Genomic DNA, 17,416 nt, shown 5'->3' with positions numbered 1-17,416 from the left:
GGAATACCGGAGTGGCGATGACGGACGTTGTGGTGGTCGAGAGCCCGGCAAAGGCCAAGACGATCAACAAGTATCTGGGAAGCGGATATACCGTGCTCGCTTCATTCGGACATGTGCGGGATCTGCCGCCCAAAGACGGGAGCGTGCGCCCGGACGAGAACTTTGCCATGAGCTGGCAGACGGATGAACGCGGCGCAAAGCAGATTTCTGCCATCACGAAGGCGCTGAAGGGGGCGAAAAACCTCTATCTCGCCACTGACCCGGATCGCGAAGGCGAAGCGATTTCGTGGCATGTCCGCAGCGTTCTGGAAGAAAAAAAGCTTCTGAAGGACGTGGACGTCCATCGCGTCACCTTCAACGAAATCACCAAATCGGCCGTTACGGCGGCGATGGCGGCCCCGCGCGAGCTGGACCGCCCGCTGATCGACGCCTATCTGGCCCGACGCGCACTAGACTATCTGGTGGGCTTTACGCTCTCCCCCGTCCTGTGGCGCAAGCTGCCGGGCAGCCGGAGTGCCGGGCGCGTGCAGTCCGTCGCACTACGTCTGATCTGTGAGCGCGAAGCCGAAATCGAGGTTTTCCGCCCGAAAGAATACTGGACCGTTACCGGCGGCTTCACGACACCCGGCAAGGCTGCGTTTCAGGCCCGCCTGACGCATCTGAAGGGCGAAAAGCTCGACCAGTTCGACCTGAACAACGAACAACTGGCGTTCGGAGCGCGCGATACAGTCCTCGGCGGCCAGTTCACGGTCCGCTCTGTCGAGCGCAAGCGTACCAAGCGCAATCCGCCGCCACCGTTCACGACATCAACCCTCCAGCAGGAGGCGTCCCGCAAGCTCGGCATGAGCGCGCAGACGACGATGCGTACGGCGCAGCAGCTTTATGAAGGCGTGGATCTGCGCGGCGAAACCACCGGCCTGATCACCTATATGCGAACCGACGGTGTGACGATGGCAAAGGAAGCCATCGGGTCCATCCGCGGGCATATCGGCAAAGCATTCGGCGACGACTATGTGCCGGATTTCCCGCGCGCCTATTCCACCAAGGCCAAGAACGCACAGGAGGCCCATGAGGCCATCCGCCCGACGGACGTCTTCCTGACGCCCCAGCAGGTCGGCCATGCGCTGACACCCGACCAGAAGAAGCTGTACGAACTGATCTGGAAGCGCTCCGTCGCCTCGCAGATGCAGTCGGCGGAACTGGATCAGGTCGCGGTGACACTCGCCGATGCCAGCGGCCAGACGCTTCTGCGCGCCACAGGCTCGACCATCGCATTCGACGGCTTCCTCAAGCTCTATATCGAAGGCCGGGACGACACCAAGGCCGAAGACGAAGACGGCAAACTTCTGCCGCCGATGAAGGAAGGCGACCGCCTGACGACCGGCGCCGTGGAGGCCGAACAGCATTTCACCCAGCCGCCCCCGCGCTATTCGGAAGCCTCGCTCGTCAAGAAAATGGAAGAGATCGGCATTGGCCGCCCCTCGACCTATGCCTCCATTCTGGGCGTGCTGCGGGACCGCAATTACGTGCGACTGGATGCACGGCGCTTCATCCCCGAGGACCGTGGACGGCTGGTCACGGCGTTCCTGACGTCCTTCTTCGAGCGCTATGTAGATTCGGGCTTCACGGCCTCGCTTGAAGAACAGCTCGACGATATTTCGGGCGGCCGCGCGGACTGGCATGATGTCATGGCCGCGTTCTGGCATGATTTCTCGGCGGCTGTGGCACAGACCAAGGATCTGAAAATCTCGGACGTCATCGACGCTCTGGACGAAGACCTCGCGCCGCATTTCTTCCCGCCCCGCCCTGATGGCAGCGATCCGCGCGTCTGCACGTCCTGCGGAACCGGGCGGCTGGGCCTGCGGCTGGGCAAGTTCGGCGCCTTCATCGGCTGCTCGAACTATCCGACCTGCCAGTTCACACGCCGTCTGGTGGCCGAAGAAGGCGATACCGAAGGGCTGAACGACGGTCCGAAAGTTCTGGGTCAGGACCCGGATACCGGCGAGGACATCTCGATCCGTCGCGGGCCGTACGGGCTGTATATCCAGCGCGGCGAACCCAATCCCGAGGACAAGAAAGCCAAACCCAAGCGGACGACCATTCCCAAGGGAGTCGACGGCAACACCATGACCATGGAACAGGCGCTAGGGCTGCTGTCCCTGCCGCGTCTGGTCGGGATTCACCCTGAAACAGGCGAGAAGATCGAGGCCGGTCTGGGACGGTTCGGGCCGTATGTGAAGATGGGCGCGATCTACGGCACGCTCGACAAAGACGACGATGTTCTGACGGTCGGACTGAACCGGGCTGTGGATTCGCTGGCGAAAAAGCTGGCGTCCATCCGCAATCTGGGTCCGCATCCCAAGGACGGCGAACCAGTTATGATCCGCAAGGGGCGGTTCGGTCCTTATGCCCAGCATGGTCAGCTGATCGCCAACCTGCCCAAGGGGCAGGACATGGACGAGGTTACGCTCGATGAGGCGGTGGCGCTTCTGGCGGAAAAGGGCAAGCCCCTGAAAGGTGGCGCAAAAAAAACTTCCGCGAAAAAAGCGGCTCCAAAGACCACAAAGGCCAAGAAAACCGTTGCCTCTGCGGAAGGGGATGAGGCCGCTCCGAAGACGGTAACGAAGCGTATCCCGGCCAAATCCGCGACAAAGACGAAAACCACAACGCCGCGGAAGCGTAAGACTGTCTCCGACACGTCGTCGGAAGACTGAAAACAGATCGGGTCGGCAGTGTTGCCAGATGGCACTGCCGACCCCAGATTTGATCTGGCAAGTCTTTACCGTGGCTGAAGTTTGTGGCGTGGTCGCGTTACGGGAGCAGCCGTTTTTTGCCCTCCCGTCTCCAAGGACCCCGTCTTGCGTCATGTCGCCCGCCCTGTGACCTTTTTCATGCCGCACAGCCGCAAGGCGGCATGTCGTGTGGCGCTGTGTCTGACGGTCTGCATCATGGTTCTCGGAGTTCAGAATAGCGCCGTAGAAGCCCAGACACCGACCGGCCCCGCCTCGGCTCCCGCCACGCCCACGGCCGCTCCGCCCCCGCCCACATCTCCCGTTTTTTCGGCACCCATCACGCGGGATGTTCTGGTCGCCGCGCTCGGTTTTCTGGAGCCGCGAACGCTGGAGGCCCATTCCGCGCGAGATTTCTGCGTCTGGGGACTGGACGGTCTGACGGCCATCGACCCGACCCTATCCGTCACGGTCACGCCCTCGGCCGCAACACCTGCCTCTGCCGTGGTCCATACGCCCGGAACGGCCGTCGCGGCTGAAAAACCTGCCGATGCGCCGTCCCCCGCGACACTGAGCGTCCTTCAGGGCCAGACCGTCCTGTTCAGCCGGGTTCTGCCCTCGGCGGACAGCCATACCGCATGGGCGGATCTGGTCACGGCGGCTATGCAGGCGGCCTGGCAGCATTCCTCCACCTTGCGGGATGCCGGATCAGACGCGCTGTTGCAGGGATTTTTTGACGAACTGTTCAATCATCTCGACCCGTATTCCCGCTATCTCGGCCCCTCTCCCGCCACGTCGGACCGGACGCGGCGCACGGGCAGCACCGGCACAGTGGGGCTGAGCCTCGGGCAGAGCGGACGGAACATCGTAATTACAGCCGTCAACGCCAATGGTCCCGCATGGGAAGCAGGCATCGATACGGGCGAGCATCTGGTGTCCGTCAATGGACGCTCCACGCACGGTCAGGATGCCGCAACCGTTCAGGAGTGGCTGGAAGGCGACGAACACAGCGCCGTTACGCTGGGAATCGCCGCGAAGGGACACCGGCCCACGACCTTCAAACTGCAACGGGTTCAGGTTCCGCCCGAAACCGTGTTTGCATCCACCGATGGTCCCTTCACCGTTCTGCGCGTCACGTCCTTCTCGACCCAGACAGCCGAGGAAATCAGCCAGTATATCGATCAGGTCGTGGACGAACCGACCCCGGACGCCCCTGCCTCGCCTCCGGGGAAAGGCAAGGCTGCGGGCATCATTCTCGATCTGCGCGGCGACCGCGGAGGCGTCCTGCAACAGGCTGTGACGACTGCGGCCCTCCTGCTCGATCATGGCGTCGCCGTAACCACGCAGGGCCGGAATCCTCTGGCCAACCATATCTGGGCCGTTCAGGGCGGGGACATGACCAACGGAACCCCTGTGGTGGTTCTCGTGGACGGACGGACAGCGAGTGCTGCCGAAATTCTGGCGTCCGCGTTGGCCGATCACCGGCGCGCCGTCGTGATCGGGAGCGAAACGCTGGGCAAGGGGCTGGTTCAGGTGATCGGGCAGATGCCCAATGGCGGCGAACTGTTCGTGACGTGGAGTCGCAATCAGGCCCCACTAGGCTGGCCGATTCAGGGGCTGGGCGTCATGCCGCAGATCTGCACGTCGCTTGGAGCGGACACGCTTCAAGCACAGCTTTCCGCCCTGAAAGCAGGAAGCAGCCTTCAGGGCGAGGCCGTGCAGACCGCCCGGGCCGCCCGCTATCCGGTCCCGGTCGCGAAAATTCTCGAGATCCGCAAGCACTGTCCGGCCGCCATCGGCTCGGATGCCGACATGGACGCAGCAAAGGCGCTGCTGTCCTCCCCTGCCGCCTATAAGGCGGCTCTGGAGTCTGTTCCCGACGAGAACAGCGCGCCTCTCCACTAACCTTGCAGGACGAACGGAAACGGTTATGGGCGCACGATTGAAAACAGGACTGTGGGTACGGGCTGTCCTGCGCCGTATTTCCTCGGACGGAACCTCGGCCATGGTTCTAAAAAAGGGCGATGAGGATGCCGGTGCGGTCCTGATCGTCCTGACAGACCGCTCGGGCGGGACTGGTGTTCTGCGGGAGGACGGATCGGGCTGGACCCGCGTGGATGCTACGGATGCCGCCACTGTAGACGCCTATCTGGAACGGCAGAAACAGTATGATCCCGATCTGTGGATCGTTGAGCTTGAGATGCGCGACGTCTCGCTGCCCATCGAGCGGACCCTCGGGTCACGCAGGCTCGATCTGGACGAAGAGGCGTAAACTGTGGGAGTGAAGACACAGCACATGGCGAACCTGCCATAAAGAAAACTGCATGATGCGGCATTATGCTGTGTGATGCGTTGCCATCGTCCGAGCTTTCGGCAAGAACACACACGGTAAGGTTGGCAGATTTGGCTGGTTGGAGAAAAATGGACATGACGCACCGATCCGTTGTCAGGACCTGGCTAACCCGTGCCGGGTTCACTGCAGGCGTTTCGATGCTCGTCATGGGTGCTGCAACCGCACAGCCCGTCAAAGGACTGTATGTTGCAGGTGAAAGCGGCGCGAGCTTCAATCAGGACCAGACAGTCCGTCTGTCGCCTGTCTTCCCGAGCGGGCGTGACCACTATCAGGCGGGCGTGACCGGAATCGGCAGTCTGGGCTATGGCCTCGGAAACGGATTCCGTGTGGAGGTCGAAGGCAACTACCGCAACAACCGTCTGCAGCAGTTCCGCTCCAGCACATTCCCGTCTTCTGTCGGCGGACGTCAGCAGGGCTATGGCGTCATGGCCAATGCGTTGTTCGACATGGATATCGGCAAGTCCTGGGTCTTCCCGTATTTCGGCGCGGGTATCGGCTATGGCTGGCAGGCGATGAACGCCTATGTTCATGCCCCGAACGGCGCCTTTGATCAGCATGTCGGCGGCACGGCCGGAAACTTTGCCTATCAGGGTATTTTCGGCCTGTCTTTCCCCGTCCCTTGGGTCGTGGGTCTGTCGGCCACGGCGGAATACCGATTCTACACGCTGATGGGGCCGAACGGACATCATGCCACGGCCACCGGAATCTATGGCGGCTGGGACAAGACGAAGGAATTCGGCGTATCCAGCGGCAACCGCGACACCCGCACGGACTTCAACCATTCGCTGATGCTGGGTCTGCGCTACGAGTTCAACCCAGCTCCGCCGCCGCCGAAGCCAGTTGAAGCGCCAATGCCGATCCCGGGCCCTGCACCGACCCGGACCTATCTGGTGTTCTTCGATTGGGATTCGGCCACGCTGAGCGCACGAGCCAAGGCCGTGGTCGCGGCAGCAGCGCGCAACTCCACGTCCGTTCAGGTCACGCATATCGAGGTCAGCGGTTATACCGACAGTTCGGCAGCGCATCCGGGCCAGCGTGGCGAAGCCTACAACATGGCGCTGTCCCAGCGTCGTGCGAGTGCCGTCAAAGAAGAGCTGGTGCGGGATGGCGTAGCGGCGGGAATGATCGCGACACAGGGTTTCGGCGAGAGCCATCCGCTGGTGGTGACGGCCGCCAATACACGCGAGCCGCAGAACCGGCGCGTGGAAATCGACTTCAAGTAACACCTGCGAGCAGGCTCTCCTTTCCGGTCAACCGGCGGTTTCCTTTGGGGAGCCGCCGGTTTTTTTTGTGTCTGTCAGGCACAAAAAAGGGCGGAGAGAAGCCTCTCCGCCCTGTCCATGACTGGAATGGGTCTTATTTCTTGCGGCGCGTCGTGTGACGGACGGGAGCCTTCTTGGCCGTAGCCTTGGTCGGTGTGGGAGCAACGACTGCGGGCGGCTTTGCGACGACCACACCGGTTGCATCGACCGTGGCGTGAATCGTCAGATGCTCGCGCTTCTGACCGTTCCCTGGGATCAGCTCGGCCGTGAACGAATCCGTTCCGGCATAGGCCGTAGCGGGCGTGTAATCGACATAGGTCTTGCCGTCATAATTGTAGAGGAAGGCCTTACCGTGTGACGGCGGAGGATTGACGCCGAAGGACGCATAATTGCCTCCCAGCGGCTGCTGGATGGCGATGGAGCACAGGCCGTCATCGCTGCGGACCGTCATGTCCACGCTCATCGTGCCATCGGCAGCCTTCTTGACGGAAGAGACGTGACAGACGGCGGATGTCCGCTGGTAGCCGAAAGGATTCGGAGCCACGGAACGCTGGACGATCGGCTGCTGGGCACAGCCGGAGAGAAGCAGGGACACGGCCAGTGCCGAACCCAGGGTAATGGCAGAACCTCGCAGACGCACGGTCAACTCCAACGCATCGTGACAGGACAGGCCGCGTTTCCGCAGCAGACAGACGTTCGCATGTAGAGCAGGACGGCACGGGGCGAAAGGCTGCATCCGGATGCTCTGGCCATTTTGACGGTATTTTGTGCCACAGGGCCGATAAATTGCCCCTGAAGGCCGCCACGCCCCTTTTCTGCCATGAAATCATGTTTCAGATGAAGGGCTTGCCGCACGTTCCTCAGACGCAGAATCAGCTTTCGCCGGGGGTCGACCGCGGGTAGTCTGTTCCAGTGGTTGTGGCCGGTCGATCCGGTCTTGTGGAGTCTGTCAATGCCGTCGATCTTCCGTCGTTCCGTCAAGGGCCTGCTTGCTGTGGGCCTTTCCTGCGCTACGCTTGCTGCCGTTCATCCCCTGTCCGCCCGCGCTGCGGACTGCGGCAACTCGCCTGCCCATGAGGCTTTCGATGTGGCCGGCCTGAAATCCGAACTGATGGTGACGGCGCTGTCGTGCAAGGCGCAGGACCGCTACAATGCCTTCGTCAACAAGTTCCGCCCTGCGCTGCTGAATGCGGACGAGCGCCTGAACAGCTATTTCCGCACGACCTATGGCCGTCGCGCGCAGGTCGAGCATGACGACTACATCACGCAGCTTGCCGACATCCAGTCGCTCGGTGGACTGAAATCCGGCACGGTGTTCTGCCAGCAGCGCGAAGCAATGTTCGACGAGATCAACGCTCTCGAAAGCTCTGCCGATCTGGCCCATTACGCCGAAGCCAAGGACGTGGCCCAGCCTGCTTCCTATGAGAGCTGCGAAGCCCCAGCGACCGTGGACCGCCACTCCCGCAAGGGCGTGACGAAAAAGGCCGCAACACGCCGCACGAACCGCGCCTGAGGCCCTGTTCTGAAGCCGCCGGTCGCCCTGCCTCGAAGCGTTTGCTTGACGTTCCTTAGCGGGGCGGCGACAACGCAGACATGAGCGATCTGTTCGAGTCAGGCAAGACAGGCAAACCCAAGGCCGGAACATCCCGCAAGGGGCCGGTCGATACGGAATATGGTGCCCACGACATCGAGGTGCTGGAAGGGCTTGAGCCCGTCCGGCGCCGTCCGGGCATGTATATCGGCGGAACGGATGATACCGCGTATCATCATCTCGCCTCCGAAATCCTCGACAACGCGATGGACGAAGCGGTGGCAGGTCATGCCACCACCATCGACGTGCGGCTGGAAGGCCCGCGCACGCTCATGGTGCGCGACAACGGCCGTGGCATTCCGACCGACCCTCATCCGAAATTTCCCGACAAATCCGCGCTTGAAGTGATTTTCACCACGCTTCATGCGGGCGGAAAATTCTCGGGCAAGGCCTATGACACGTCCGGCGGCCTGCATGGCGTGGGCAGTTCGGTCGTCAATGCGCTCTCCGAGAAACTGGAAGTCGAGGTCGCGCGGGACAGGACGCTGTACCGGCAGGATTTCGCGCGCGGTGTCTCGCTGGCGCCACTGGCGGAAGTCGGCAACGCGCCCAACCGGCGCGGCACAACCGTGCGCTTTACGCCCGATCCGGAAATCTTCGGCAACCATCATTTCTCCCCTGCCCGGCTCTATCGGATGTGCTGCTCCAAAGCGGCGCTGTTCCGGGGAGTGACGATCCAGTGGAAATGCGACGCATCCCTCATCAAAGCGGGCGACGAGACGCCGGTTGAAGCCACCATCCAATTCCCCAACGGGCTGGAAGATGCGCTTTCAGCGGAACTCGGGCCTGATCCGGATCTGCTGACACCGCTCTGGGCGGGAGATGTGGACTTGCCGATTGCAGCCGATGGGCGCACGGGCGGGCGCGTAGAATGGGCCGTGGCGTTCCTTGAGAGCGGGACGGCGACGCTGTCCTCGTTCTGCAACACGATTCCCACACCTCAGGGCGGCACGCATGAAGCTGGATTCCGGGCCGCGCTGGTCAAGGGCCTGCGCGCCTGGGGCGATCAGCGCAAGGTCAAGCGGGCCGCTGCGATTTCGGCTGAAGACGTTCTCGGGTCCGTGGCCGCCAAGCTTTCCGTCTTCATCCGTGATCCGCAGTTTCAGGGTCAAACCAAGGATAAACTGACCTCGCAGGAGGCCTCACGGCTGGTCGAGGGGGCGCTGCGCGACCGCGTGGACCACTGGCTCGGCGGTAATCCGCAACAGGCGGACAGTTTGCTGGCCTTCATGGTGGAGCGCGCGGAAGAGCGTCTGCGCCGCCGCGAAGTCAAGGACACGGCCCGCAAAAGCGCCACACGCAAGCTGCGCCTTCCGGGCAAGCTGACAGACTGCACGCGCGAAAATGCCGCCGAGACCGAACTGTTCCTCGTGGAGGGCGAATCGGCTGGCGGCTCCGCTCGGCAGGCGCGTGACCGCGAGACACAGGCCGTGCTGCCGCTGCGAGGTAAGATCCTCAACGTGGCCTCCGCCACGACCGACAAACTGCGGGCCAATCAGGAACTTCGGGATCTGACAGAAGCTCTAGGCTGCGGCATTGGAGCGTCATTCGATATCAGCCGTCTGCGCTATGGGCGCGTCATCATCATGACGGATGCCGACGTGGACGGGGCGCATATCGCCTCGCTTCTGATGACGTTCTTCTATCGCGAAATGCCGGAACTGATCCGTCAGGGCCATCTGCATCTGGCGCAGCCACCGCTCTATCGCATCACGCATGGACCCAAGACGGTCTATGCCATGAACGATCAGGACCGCGTCCGACGGATCAAAACCGATTTCAAGGCCAATGCGAAGGTCGAGGTCTCCCGGTTCAAGGGGCTGGGCGAAATGCCGGTGAAGGATCTCAAGGAAACCACCATGGACCCGGCCCGGCGGACGCTTCTGCGCGTCATCACCCCGCCCGAGGATCGTCTGGTAACCAGCGAGCGTGTGGAAAGCCTGATGGGCCGCAAGCCGGAACTGCGGTTCCGTTTCATTCAGGAGCATGCCCGTTCCGTTGACGAACTCGACGTCTGAGCGTGTCGTCACAGGTCAGCTCCACGGAATCGAATAGCCAGCTCAAGGCGGTCGGATGTCTGATCGGGGGAATTTCCTCCTTTCAGATCGGCGCGACTCTGGCGAAGGGACTGTTTCCGCTGTTTGGCCCGACCGGCATGGTGGGACTGCGCGTCTGTTTGGCAGCGGTCATCCTGTTGTGCATCTGGCGGCCGACGCCGGGCACGCTGACGGTCGAGCGGCTGAAGTTGCTGCTGCCTTATGGCGCGTCTGTCGCGATCATGAATTTCTGCTTTTACGTGGCGCTGGTCCGGCTGCCGCTGGGCGTGGTCGTCGCTCTTGAGTTCACCGGCCCCCTGACGCTGGCGCTGGTCGGCTCCCGGCGCTGGCTGGATCTGTGCTGGGCGGGGCTTGTGGTCGCCGGGCTGTTCCTGCTGCTGCGCCCCGAAGGACCGACAGTGGGTCTGGCGTCGCTCAATCTGTTCGGTGTGGCAGCGGCCCTTCTGAGTGGGTGTGGATGGGTTGTCTATATTCTGACCGGCACCCGGATGGGCAAGATGTTCCCCGCGCCTGTGGCCACAACACTGGGCATGAGCACGGCGGCCATCCTGCTACTGCCCTGTCTGATCCCGACGATTCCGACGGTCCTGACCCATCCCTGGCAGGGCGGGGCGGCGCTGAGCGTAGCGGTCCTCTCTTCGGCGGTGCCGTATATTCTGGACATGATGGCGATGCGCACCCTCAGCCCGCGCGATCTGGGGATCCTGCTGAGCATGGAGCCGATGCTGGGCGCTCTGTCAGGATTCGTGTTCCTGCATGAGGCCCTGTCCGCAATGCGCTGGATGGGCGTATTGTGTATTGCTGCTGCCTCGGCAGGGAATGTGCTGACCGGACGGCAGAAGTCCCTGCACTGACGCAACGCGGGCCCTATAATCAGCTGAAAACAGACAGAAATATAGGGTCGGGACGTATTCCGCTCTCTTGACCGGCAGGGGATGTCGGCGCCAGATGCGGGCGTCATGTCCTGCCTCTTTTCCCCTTCGAACCGACGGTCCGGTTTGCCTGCGCTCGCAGTCATCGCCGTGGTTCTTCTGGGATTTCTGGGGCAGCTCGTTCTTCAGGGATGTTCCTATCCCGAAGAAAGTCCCCGGGCGACGATCGAGCGCCTGACGGGCATCGACATTGCACCGTCCCCCATGGTGATGGCGGAACACATGTCCGGGCCGATGCCCGGCATGGCCGCCGGACATCAACATCATCACCATTCGCATGACGGCACCTGCCCGCTCTGTCCGCTGTTACAACTTCTGGCGGTCATTCTGGCCAGTCTGCCTGTGCTGCCGACCTGTGGGACCCTGGGACGCCAGATCCGCCAAACGCCCGGTGCGCCGCGTGCGCCGCCCGCGATCTGGCGACTGCTTCCCCCTTCCCGAGGACCACCTCGCCTCGTCTGACCCCCATTGTGGTCATGGCGGAGGAAGGAACTGCCTGCGGTCTGTCTTTTTCGGGACAGCCTGCGGAGGCGTGATCCGCCGTGACTGGATTTCAGATCAGTCGAGGATGTGGATCATGCTTCCCCATTACAGGACCCGCACGGACGCAGGTTATGCGCGCCCGTGCCTGACGGCGCTTTTCTTTACCCTGAGCGCCTTTTCAGGAGCATCCGCACAGGATGTCCTCTCTCAGCCGGACTCCGTCGAGTCTGCCAAAGCCGAGCAGTTGAACGTCATCGGCATACGCCAGCCCCAGACGACCAGCGCGGATACAGCGCATCTTCTGGACCATGCGCTCGGTTACAGCACCTATTCCGCAGGCGGCGTCTCCGCCCTGCCCGTCCTGAACGGTATGGCAGACGACCGGGTGGCGACGCTCGTGGATGGGATGCGGATTGATGCTGCCTGTCCGAACCATATGAATCCCGCCATGTCCTATGTCGATCCCGACAGCGTTTCGCGCGCCGTGGCAATTGCGGGGATCACGCCCGTGAGTCTGGGCGGAGACAGCATCGGCGGGACCGTCGAGATCGAGCGCAAAGACCCGCTCTTTGCCAAAACGGGCAATATCCTCGTGACGGGGCATGTACGGGGTGATTATCGCAGCAATGGCGGCGGTTCGGGGGCCTCGGGGTCTTTGACGGTCGCCAATGACATGTTCAGCCTGCGCTATACGGCCTCCTATTCCCATGCCAGCGACTATCAGGCCGGTGGGAACGGGCAGCGCGTGCGGTCCACCGAGTATCTGAGCTTCAACCATGCCGTGACGCTGGGCGTGAAGAAGGCCAATCATCTTCTGGCCCTGACCTTCGGTCAGCAGGACATTCCCTATGAGGGATTTCCCAACCAGTACATGGACATGACCAATAACCGCTCCACCTTCGTGAACGGCAAGTACAAAGGCGACTTCAACTGGGGCACACTCGATGTGCGCGGCTCCTGGCAGCGGGTGACGCATGTCATGGACATGCTTTCGGACAAGGGCGGCCACAGCGCGACCACGGGCATGCCGATGAACACGGATGCGCGGACGGCGACCTATGCGATCAAGGCGACCATTCCGCTCGGGCTGAAGCACACGCTCAAGCTGGGCAGCTCTTTCGACCATAACGGACTGAACGACTGGTGGCCGCCGCTTCAGGGCAGCATGATGATGGGGCCGGGCACCTATCACAACATCAATAACGGTCATCGGGACCGGCTGGGACATTTCGCGGAATGGGACGCACAGTGGCTGCCCCGCTTTTCCACGCAGCTTGGATTTCGCAACGATCTGGTGATGATGAATACGGGCAAGGTCGCGCCCTATTCCTGGACCGGGATGATGTCCATGGCCGATGCGATGGCGGCGGAGCAGTTCAATCAGGCGTCACGCGGGCGCACGGACGTCAATTTCGACGTGACCGCGACGGGCCGCTGGAAGCCACTGGACAGCCTGTCCATCGAAGGGGGTTATGCCCGCAAGACGCGCTCGCCAAACCTCTATGAGCGTTATGCCTGGGGCATGGGGAGCATGGCGACGCGGATGATCGGCTGGTTTGGCGATGGCAACGGTTATGTGGGAAACCTGAACCTGTCTCCCGAGGTCGCCAATACGGCCAGTGTCACGGTGGACTGGCATGATCCGAATCCGAACCAGCGCTGGGATCTGAAGATCCAGCCGTTTTATACCTATACGCACAATTACATTAACGTCCGACGGTTGAGCAGCTTCTCGAACGGACTGTCGATGCTGGGTTTCGTCAATCACAACGCCCAGAGCTATGGCATCAACGCCTCAGGCTCAGTGCGTCTGTGGGACAGGACGGCTTATGGACGGGGCGAGCTGGTCGGGAACATCAACTGGGTGCGCGGTGTGGATCTGGTCACGCATTCGGGGCTGTATCACCAGATGCCGGCGAACGGCCTGATCGGGCTACACGAGACCTATGAGAACTGGACAGGTCGCGTCGAGGTGACGCTCGTGAAATCCAAGGACACCGTGGACTGGCTGCGCAACGAACCCCGCACGCCCGGCTATGCGCTGCTGGGGCTTGGGGGGAGCTATCGCTGGCGGTATTTCACGCTCAATGCCGAACTCGCGAACGTGCTGAATCAGCGATATTACCTGCCGCTAGGCGGCCTCTCACTGGGGGATTACGACGCTACGGGTGTTCTGGGGCCGTTGCCGGGAATGGGGCGGTCTTTCAACATGAACCTGACCGCCGCATTCTAAGGAGAGTCGGGCCGCAGCAGAACCTGGAGTATCAGACGCTCTCGGCAACCCAGTTCCGGGTCTTTGTCGCAAGACCAATGCCCGGATTGAAGCAGTTGCACGGATCGAGGCTGCGGTAATGGGCGACCATCTCGTCCGGCGCCTTGTAGAGATGCCCGACATTGTGTTCCGCCGGATAGCGCGCACCACGGGCGTCCAGTCCGGGGAGCATATCGTGCTCCACCTGCATGGCGTTGTAGCCCTTTTTGATCACGTAATCCTGGTGCATCACATGGCAGAAGAAATGACCGTAATAGAGTTTGACGATGATCTTGTCTTCGATCTCCTTCGGCAGGACCTCAAACCATTCACGATCATTGCGGCGCAGGGCGACATCGAGCGCCACAATGTCTTCGGCGGTTTTCGTGTGGATTGCGCGGTACCGCACGGCAGCACCGGCTGCGGCAAAGCGGTGCAGGAAGGCAAGCTTGCCTTCTTCGGGCGTACATTCAAAGAAAGCCCCGCCCGTGCTTGAGGCCCACTGTTCCAGATAGGTCCGAACAGGCGCGGTCATGGGAGCCGAGACCTTGAGCATCAGGTGATGCTCGAAACGGTCACGGTACTCGCACATACGCTTAGGAAGCTGTTTGGGCAGGAAGCGGCTGAGGGCCTGCATCGCCAGATCGCTGAAATGATCGGACAGGAACGGCAGTTTCTGCGCGAAAACGTCGAAGCGGGACTTCATGGAGAAGAATTTCGGCAGGTATTTCGTGCCGAAATAACGGATGACCGCAAACGTGTCCTTGCCGTATTTCTCGGCAATATCGAACGCATCGCGGTGCAGATACTCACCGGCGATCGGCAGTTCGTCAAAATGGGTCAGGGCGTAACGGCGGAGGTCTTCGAGATCGGACGTGCTGTTCGTCCCGATATAGAAGACAGCCGGATTTTTGTTCGCCTCAAACGTATCCAGACGCACGGCGAACACGACCAGCTTGCCCGCACATCCCGCGGCTTCATACCAGCGGTTGGGATCGGCATTGAAGCGGGCGGGCGTGTCGGCGTCCACGTCCCGGACATGGGTGGCGTAATTTTCGTCGTGACCGCGTCCGGCGTTCCAGTCGATGGCGGCTTCGGGAAGCTGCCCGGCCTGCACGGCGGCGAGGATTTCCTCGGGGTTGCCCTCCAGACGGATGCCCAGATGGTTGACGAGATGCAGTTTGCCGTCCGCGCCCATCTGGCCGAACAGCGCCATTTCGGTGAAGGCGGGGCCGCGCTGGACCAGCGCACCGCCGGAATTGTTGCTGACACCACCCAGAACTGATGCGCCGATACAGGACGATCCGATCACGGAATGCGGTTCGCGGCCGATGGCGGCAAGCTTGTCTTCCAGATCGTGCAGGGTGGAGCCGGGCAGACACACGACTTGCCGCCCCTCGCCGATCAGGTAGATGCCGTCCAGACGGTTTGTGCTGATGATGACCACGCCACGGTCATAGTCGTTGCCGTCAGGAGTGGAGCCGCCCGTCAGGCCCGTATTGGCGGCCTGCATGATGATGATCCGGCCGGACTCAGCGCAGAGCTTCGCGGCACGCCACAATTCGACAAGACTGCCCGGCTGAAGCACCGCCACCACGTCCCCCATGCCGAAACGGAACCCCTTGCGGAAGCGATAGGTCGCCGAAGGTGTCGTCAGGACATGCCGCGCTCCGAGAATGGCGCGGAGAGAGTGGATGAGCGAGGCATCGCTGACTTCTGAGCTGGCCTCGGAACTGCCTTGTAGTGACGCTGACATTCTCTTGTCTTTCCTGCCGGCAACGTGATCGCCGCTGGTCCTAACATGGGGCTGCAAGAAACCACTCTTCAACCCTGCGTGTTATTTTACGCGCCCAAAGAGACGTTCAAGTTCCCGTCGTGTCAATCGGAGCCATGTCGGCCGTCCATGCGAGCAGGTATTAGCCCGCGGTGTCCGTTCCATCTCTCGCAGCAGAGCATCCATTTCTTCGGGCTTTAGCCGACGACCTGCACGAATACTGCCATGACAGGCCATCCGAGCGAGAATGGCGTCCAGATGATGCGCGAAACTTCCCGTATTAGCGGCGTCCAGATCCGGATCGCCAGCCAGTTCGTCGGCAACGTCCTTCAGGAGACCCTGAATGTCCTTCGCGCCCAAAAGGGCTGGAACCGAGCGCAGCAGAACACTGCCGGTACCGAAGGACTCAAGGTCGATCCCGAGTTTGGCGAGATCCTCCGCCCGCGCCATGAGAGCCTCAGCCTCACGGCGGGGCAGGTCCACCACTTCGGGCAGGAGCAGTGCCTGGGCGCGCAGGGTGCCGCCGCTCGCATATTGTTCGCGCAGACGCTCATGGGTCAGGCGCTCATGGGCCGCATGCTGGTCCACGAGGATCAGGTCGCCATCGGGTGCAAGCGCGAGGATATAGGTGTCGAAAACCTGCGCAATGGACGCGCCGAGCGGAAATGCCGGATCGAGCGCCTCGGGCTGCTGAGGGGCGCGGGCGGCGGGAGCGAAAGCCGGGTCCGTTTCCGCGAAGCCCTGACGGGAGGCGGCTTGCGGGGTTTGGGGCGCTGAGGCCGTGGGCTGAGTGGTCTGTAACGGGAGCGACGTCACCGTCTCGCGCGGTTCGGGCGGACGAGGCGGATAGACGATGGAAGAGCGCGGGGCGAAACTCGCATGAATGCCGCCTCCGCCCTTCGAGCCATGCCCGAGCGCCCTGCCCAGACCGCCGATGACGAGGGAGCGGATTTCGGCTTCATCGGCGAAACGCAGTTCCGTCTTGGCGGGATGGACGTTCACGTCCAGCCGTTCCAGCGGCACTTTAAGATGCAGCGCCATGACCGGGAAGCGCCCGCGCTCAATGACAGGACGATAGGCCACGCGAATGGCGGTCCGGAGCATCGGGTCCGTCACCGGGCGGTTGTTGACCAGAATGAACTGCCCCGATCCGGTGGCGCGGGTACGGGCCGGACCACAGGCGAACCCCGACAGGCGCACGGCCCCGCGCTGCTCATCCAGCGGGATCAGCGTATCAGGCGTGGTGTCGAGAATGGAGGCCGCACGACTGATCGGACTCTGTTCGGGCAGGTCGAACAGGACCTTGTCGTCCAGCAGGACACGCATGGCGCAATGGGGCGCGGACAGGGCCAGCCGCCGCATGACGGACTCGGCATGACCGCTCTCGACGCGCGCGCTCTTAAGAAACTTGCGTCGCGCCGGGGTGGCGAAGAACAGGTCTGTCACAACGATGCGCGTGCCGACCGGGCCGGAAGCAGGCTGTGGCGGGGTGATGACGCCGCCATCCACGCGGATGCACCAGGCGGTGTCGGCATCGGGCGTGCGGGACGTGATGGAGAGCCGCGCGCTGGCGCCGATGGAGGGCAGCGCCTCTCCCCGGAACCCGAGCGTCCGGATCTGGACGAGATGATCGTCCTGAAGTTTGGAGGTGCAATGCCGCTCGACCGCCAGTTCCAGTTCGACCGGGCTCATGCCGCAGCCATTATCCGTGACGTCGATCCGGTCCGTCCCACCAGCGCGCAGTGCGACCACAATGCGGGTTGCACCAGCATCGATAGCGTTTTCGACCAGTTCCTTCAGCGCGGCGGCAGGACGTTCGATGACCTCGCCCGCCGCGATCAGGTCAATGACGTGGCCGGACAGACGACGGATTGTGGGACGGCTTGGGGGGTGGGGAAAGGACGGGGCCTCGGTCACGATGCCTCCTCATCGTCCGGGCAGGAGCCGGACGGCAGACAGGGCCGTTCCTTCTGCTCCGTCAGGG

12 protein-coding genes are annotated in these 17,416 nt (G+C 62.4%); 9 read left to right on the top strand and 3 right to left on the bottom strand.

Features of this window, described 5'->3' with window-relative positions; genetic code table 11:
• Positions 1–17 precede the first annotated feature (17 nt).
• The 4 genes from topA (at position 18) to GKO01_RS05140 (ending at position 6,305) form a co-directional block, all read left to right on the top strand.
• Positions 18–2,714 (top strand): type I DNA topoisomerase, encoded by a 2,697-nt coding sequence (gene topA, locus GKO01_RS05155; protein ID WP_099286061.1) that lies wholly within the window; start codon positions 18–20, stop codon positions 2,712–2,714.
• 144 nt (positions 2,715–2,858) lie between these two features.
• Positions 2,859–4,634: a S41 family peptidase gene (locus GKO01_RS05150; RefSeq protein WP_244901336.1), complete on the top strand. Its 1,776-nt coding sequence runs from the start codon at positions 2,859–2,861 to the stop codon at positions 4,632–4,634.
• 25 nt (positions 4,635–4,659) lie between these two features.
• Positions 4,660–5,001, top strand: coding sequence for a DUF1491 family protein (locus tag GKO01_RS05145; RefSeq protein WP_099286060.1), 342 nt, complete (start codon positions 4,660–4,662; stop codon positions 4,999–5,001).
• Between the two features lie 155 nt (positions 5,002–5,156).
• Positions 5,157–6,305, top strand: a complete 1,149-nt coding sequence (locus tag GKO01_RS05140; RefSeq protein WP_099286059.1) for an OmpA family protein — start codon at positions 5,157–5,159, stop codon at positions 6,303–6,305.
• A gap of 133 nt (positions 6,306–6,438) precedes the next feature.
• On the opposite strand, the gene GKO01_RS05135 is transcribed toward GKO01_RS05140, so the two are convergent.
• Positions 6,439–7,080, bottom strand: a complete 642-nt coding sequence (locus GKO01_RS05135; RefSeq protein ID WP_244901335.1) for an Ig-like domain-containing protein — start codon at positions 7,078–7,080, stop codon at positions 6,439–6,441.
• Positions 7,081–7,296: 216 nt separating this feature from the next.
• On the opposite strand from GKO01_RS05135, the gene GKO01_RS05130 reads away from it, so the two are divergent.
• The 5 genes from GKO01_RS05130 to GKO01_RS05110 all read left to right on the top strand — a co-directional run bounded on the left by GKO01_RS05130 (position 7,297) and on the right by GKO01_RS05110 (position 13,640).
• Complete coding sequence (locus tag GKO01_RS05130; RefSeq protein ID WP_099286058.1) at positions 7,297–7,857, top strand: hypothetical protein; 561 nt, start codon at positions 7,297–7,299, stop codon at positions 7,855–7,857.
• 80 nt (positions 7,858–7,937) lie between these two features.
• A complete protein-coding gene (gene parE / locus GKO01_RS05125; RefSeq protein ID WP_099286057.1) occupies positions 7,938–9,953 on the top strand; it encodes a DNA topoisomerase IV subunit B in 2,016 nt (671 codons plus the stop codon).
• 2 nt (positions 9,954–9,955) lie between these two features.
• Positions 9,956–10,846: an EamA family transporter gene (locus tag GKO01_RS05120; protein WP_099286056.1), complete on the top strand. Its 891-nt coding sequence runs from the start codon at positions 9,956–9,958 to the stop codon at positions 10,844–10,846.
• 81 nt (positions 10,847–10,927) lie between these two features.
• Complete coding sequence (locus GKO01_RS05115) at positions 10,928–11,386, top strand: DUF2946 family protein (RefSeq protein WP_301272620.1); 459 nt, start codon at positions 10,928–10,930, stop codon at positions 11,384–11,386.
• A gap of 115 nt (positions 11,387–11,501) precedes the next feature.
• Complete coding sequence (locus tag GKO01_RS05110; protein WP_099286125.1) at positions 11,502–13,640, top strand: TonB-dependent receptor; 2,139 nt, start codon at positions 11,502–11,504, stop codon at positions 13,638–13,640.
• A 31-nt stretch (positions 13,641–13,671) separates the two neighbouring features.
• On the opposite strand, the gene dld is transcribed toward GKO01_RS05110, so the two are convergent.
• Entirely contained in the window at positions 13,672–15,414 is a 1,743-nt protein-coding gene (dld, locus tag GKO01_RS05105; protein WP_099286055.1) for a D-lactate dehydrogenase, read from the bottom strand.
• 81 nt (positions 15,415–15,495) lie between these two features.
• Positions 15,496–17,349 (bottom strand): DNA mismatch repair endonuclease MutL, encoded by a 1,854-nt coding sequence (mutL, locus tag GKO01_RS05100; RefSeq protein ID WP_099286054.1) that lies wholly within the window; start codon positions 17,347–17,349, stop codon positions 15,496–15,498.
• Between the last annotated feature and the right edge of the window lie 67 nt (positions 17,350–17,416).

Origin of the sequence: Gluconobacter kondonii (assembly GCF_002723995.1) — a bacterium.
Classification (GTDB): Bacteria; Pseudomonadota; Alphaproteobacteria; order Acetobacterales; family Acetobacteraceae; genus Gluconobacter; species Gluconobacter kondonii.
This window is presented reverse-complemented; position numbering and strand designations above follow the sequence as displayed.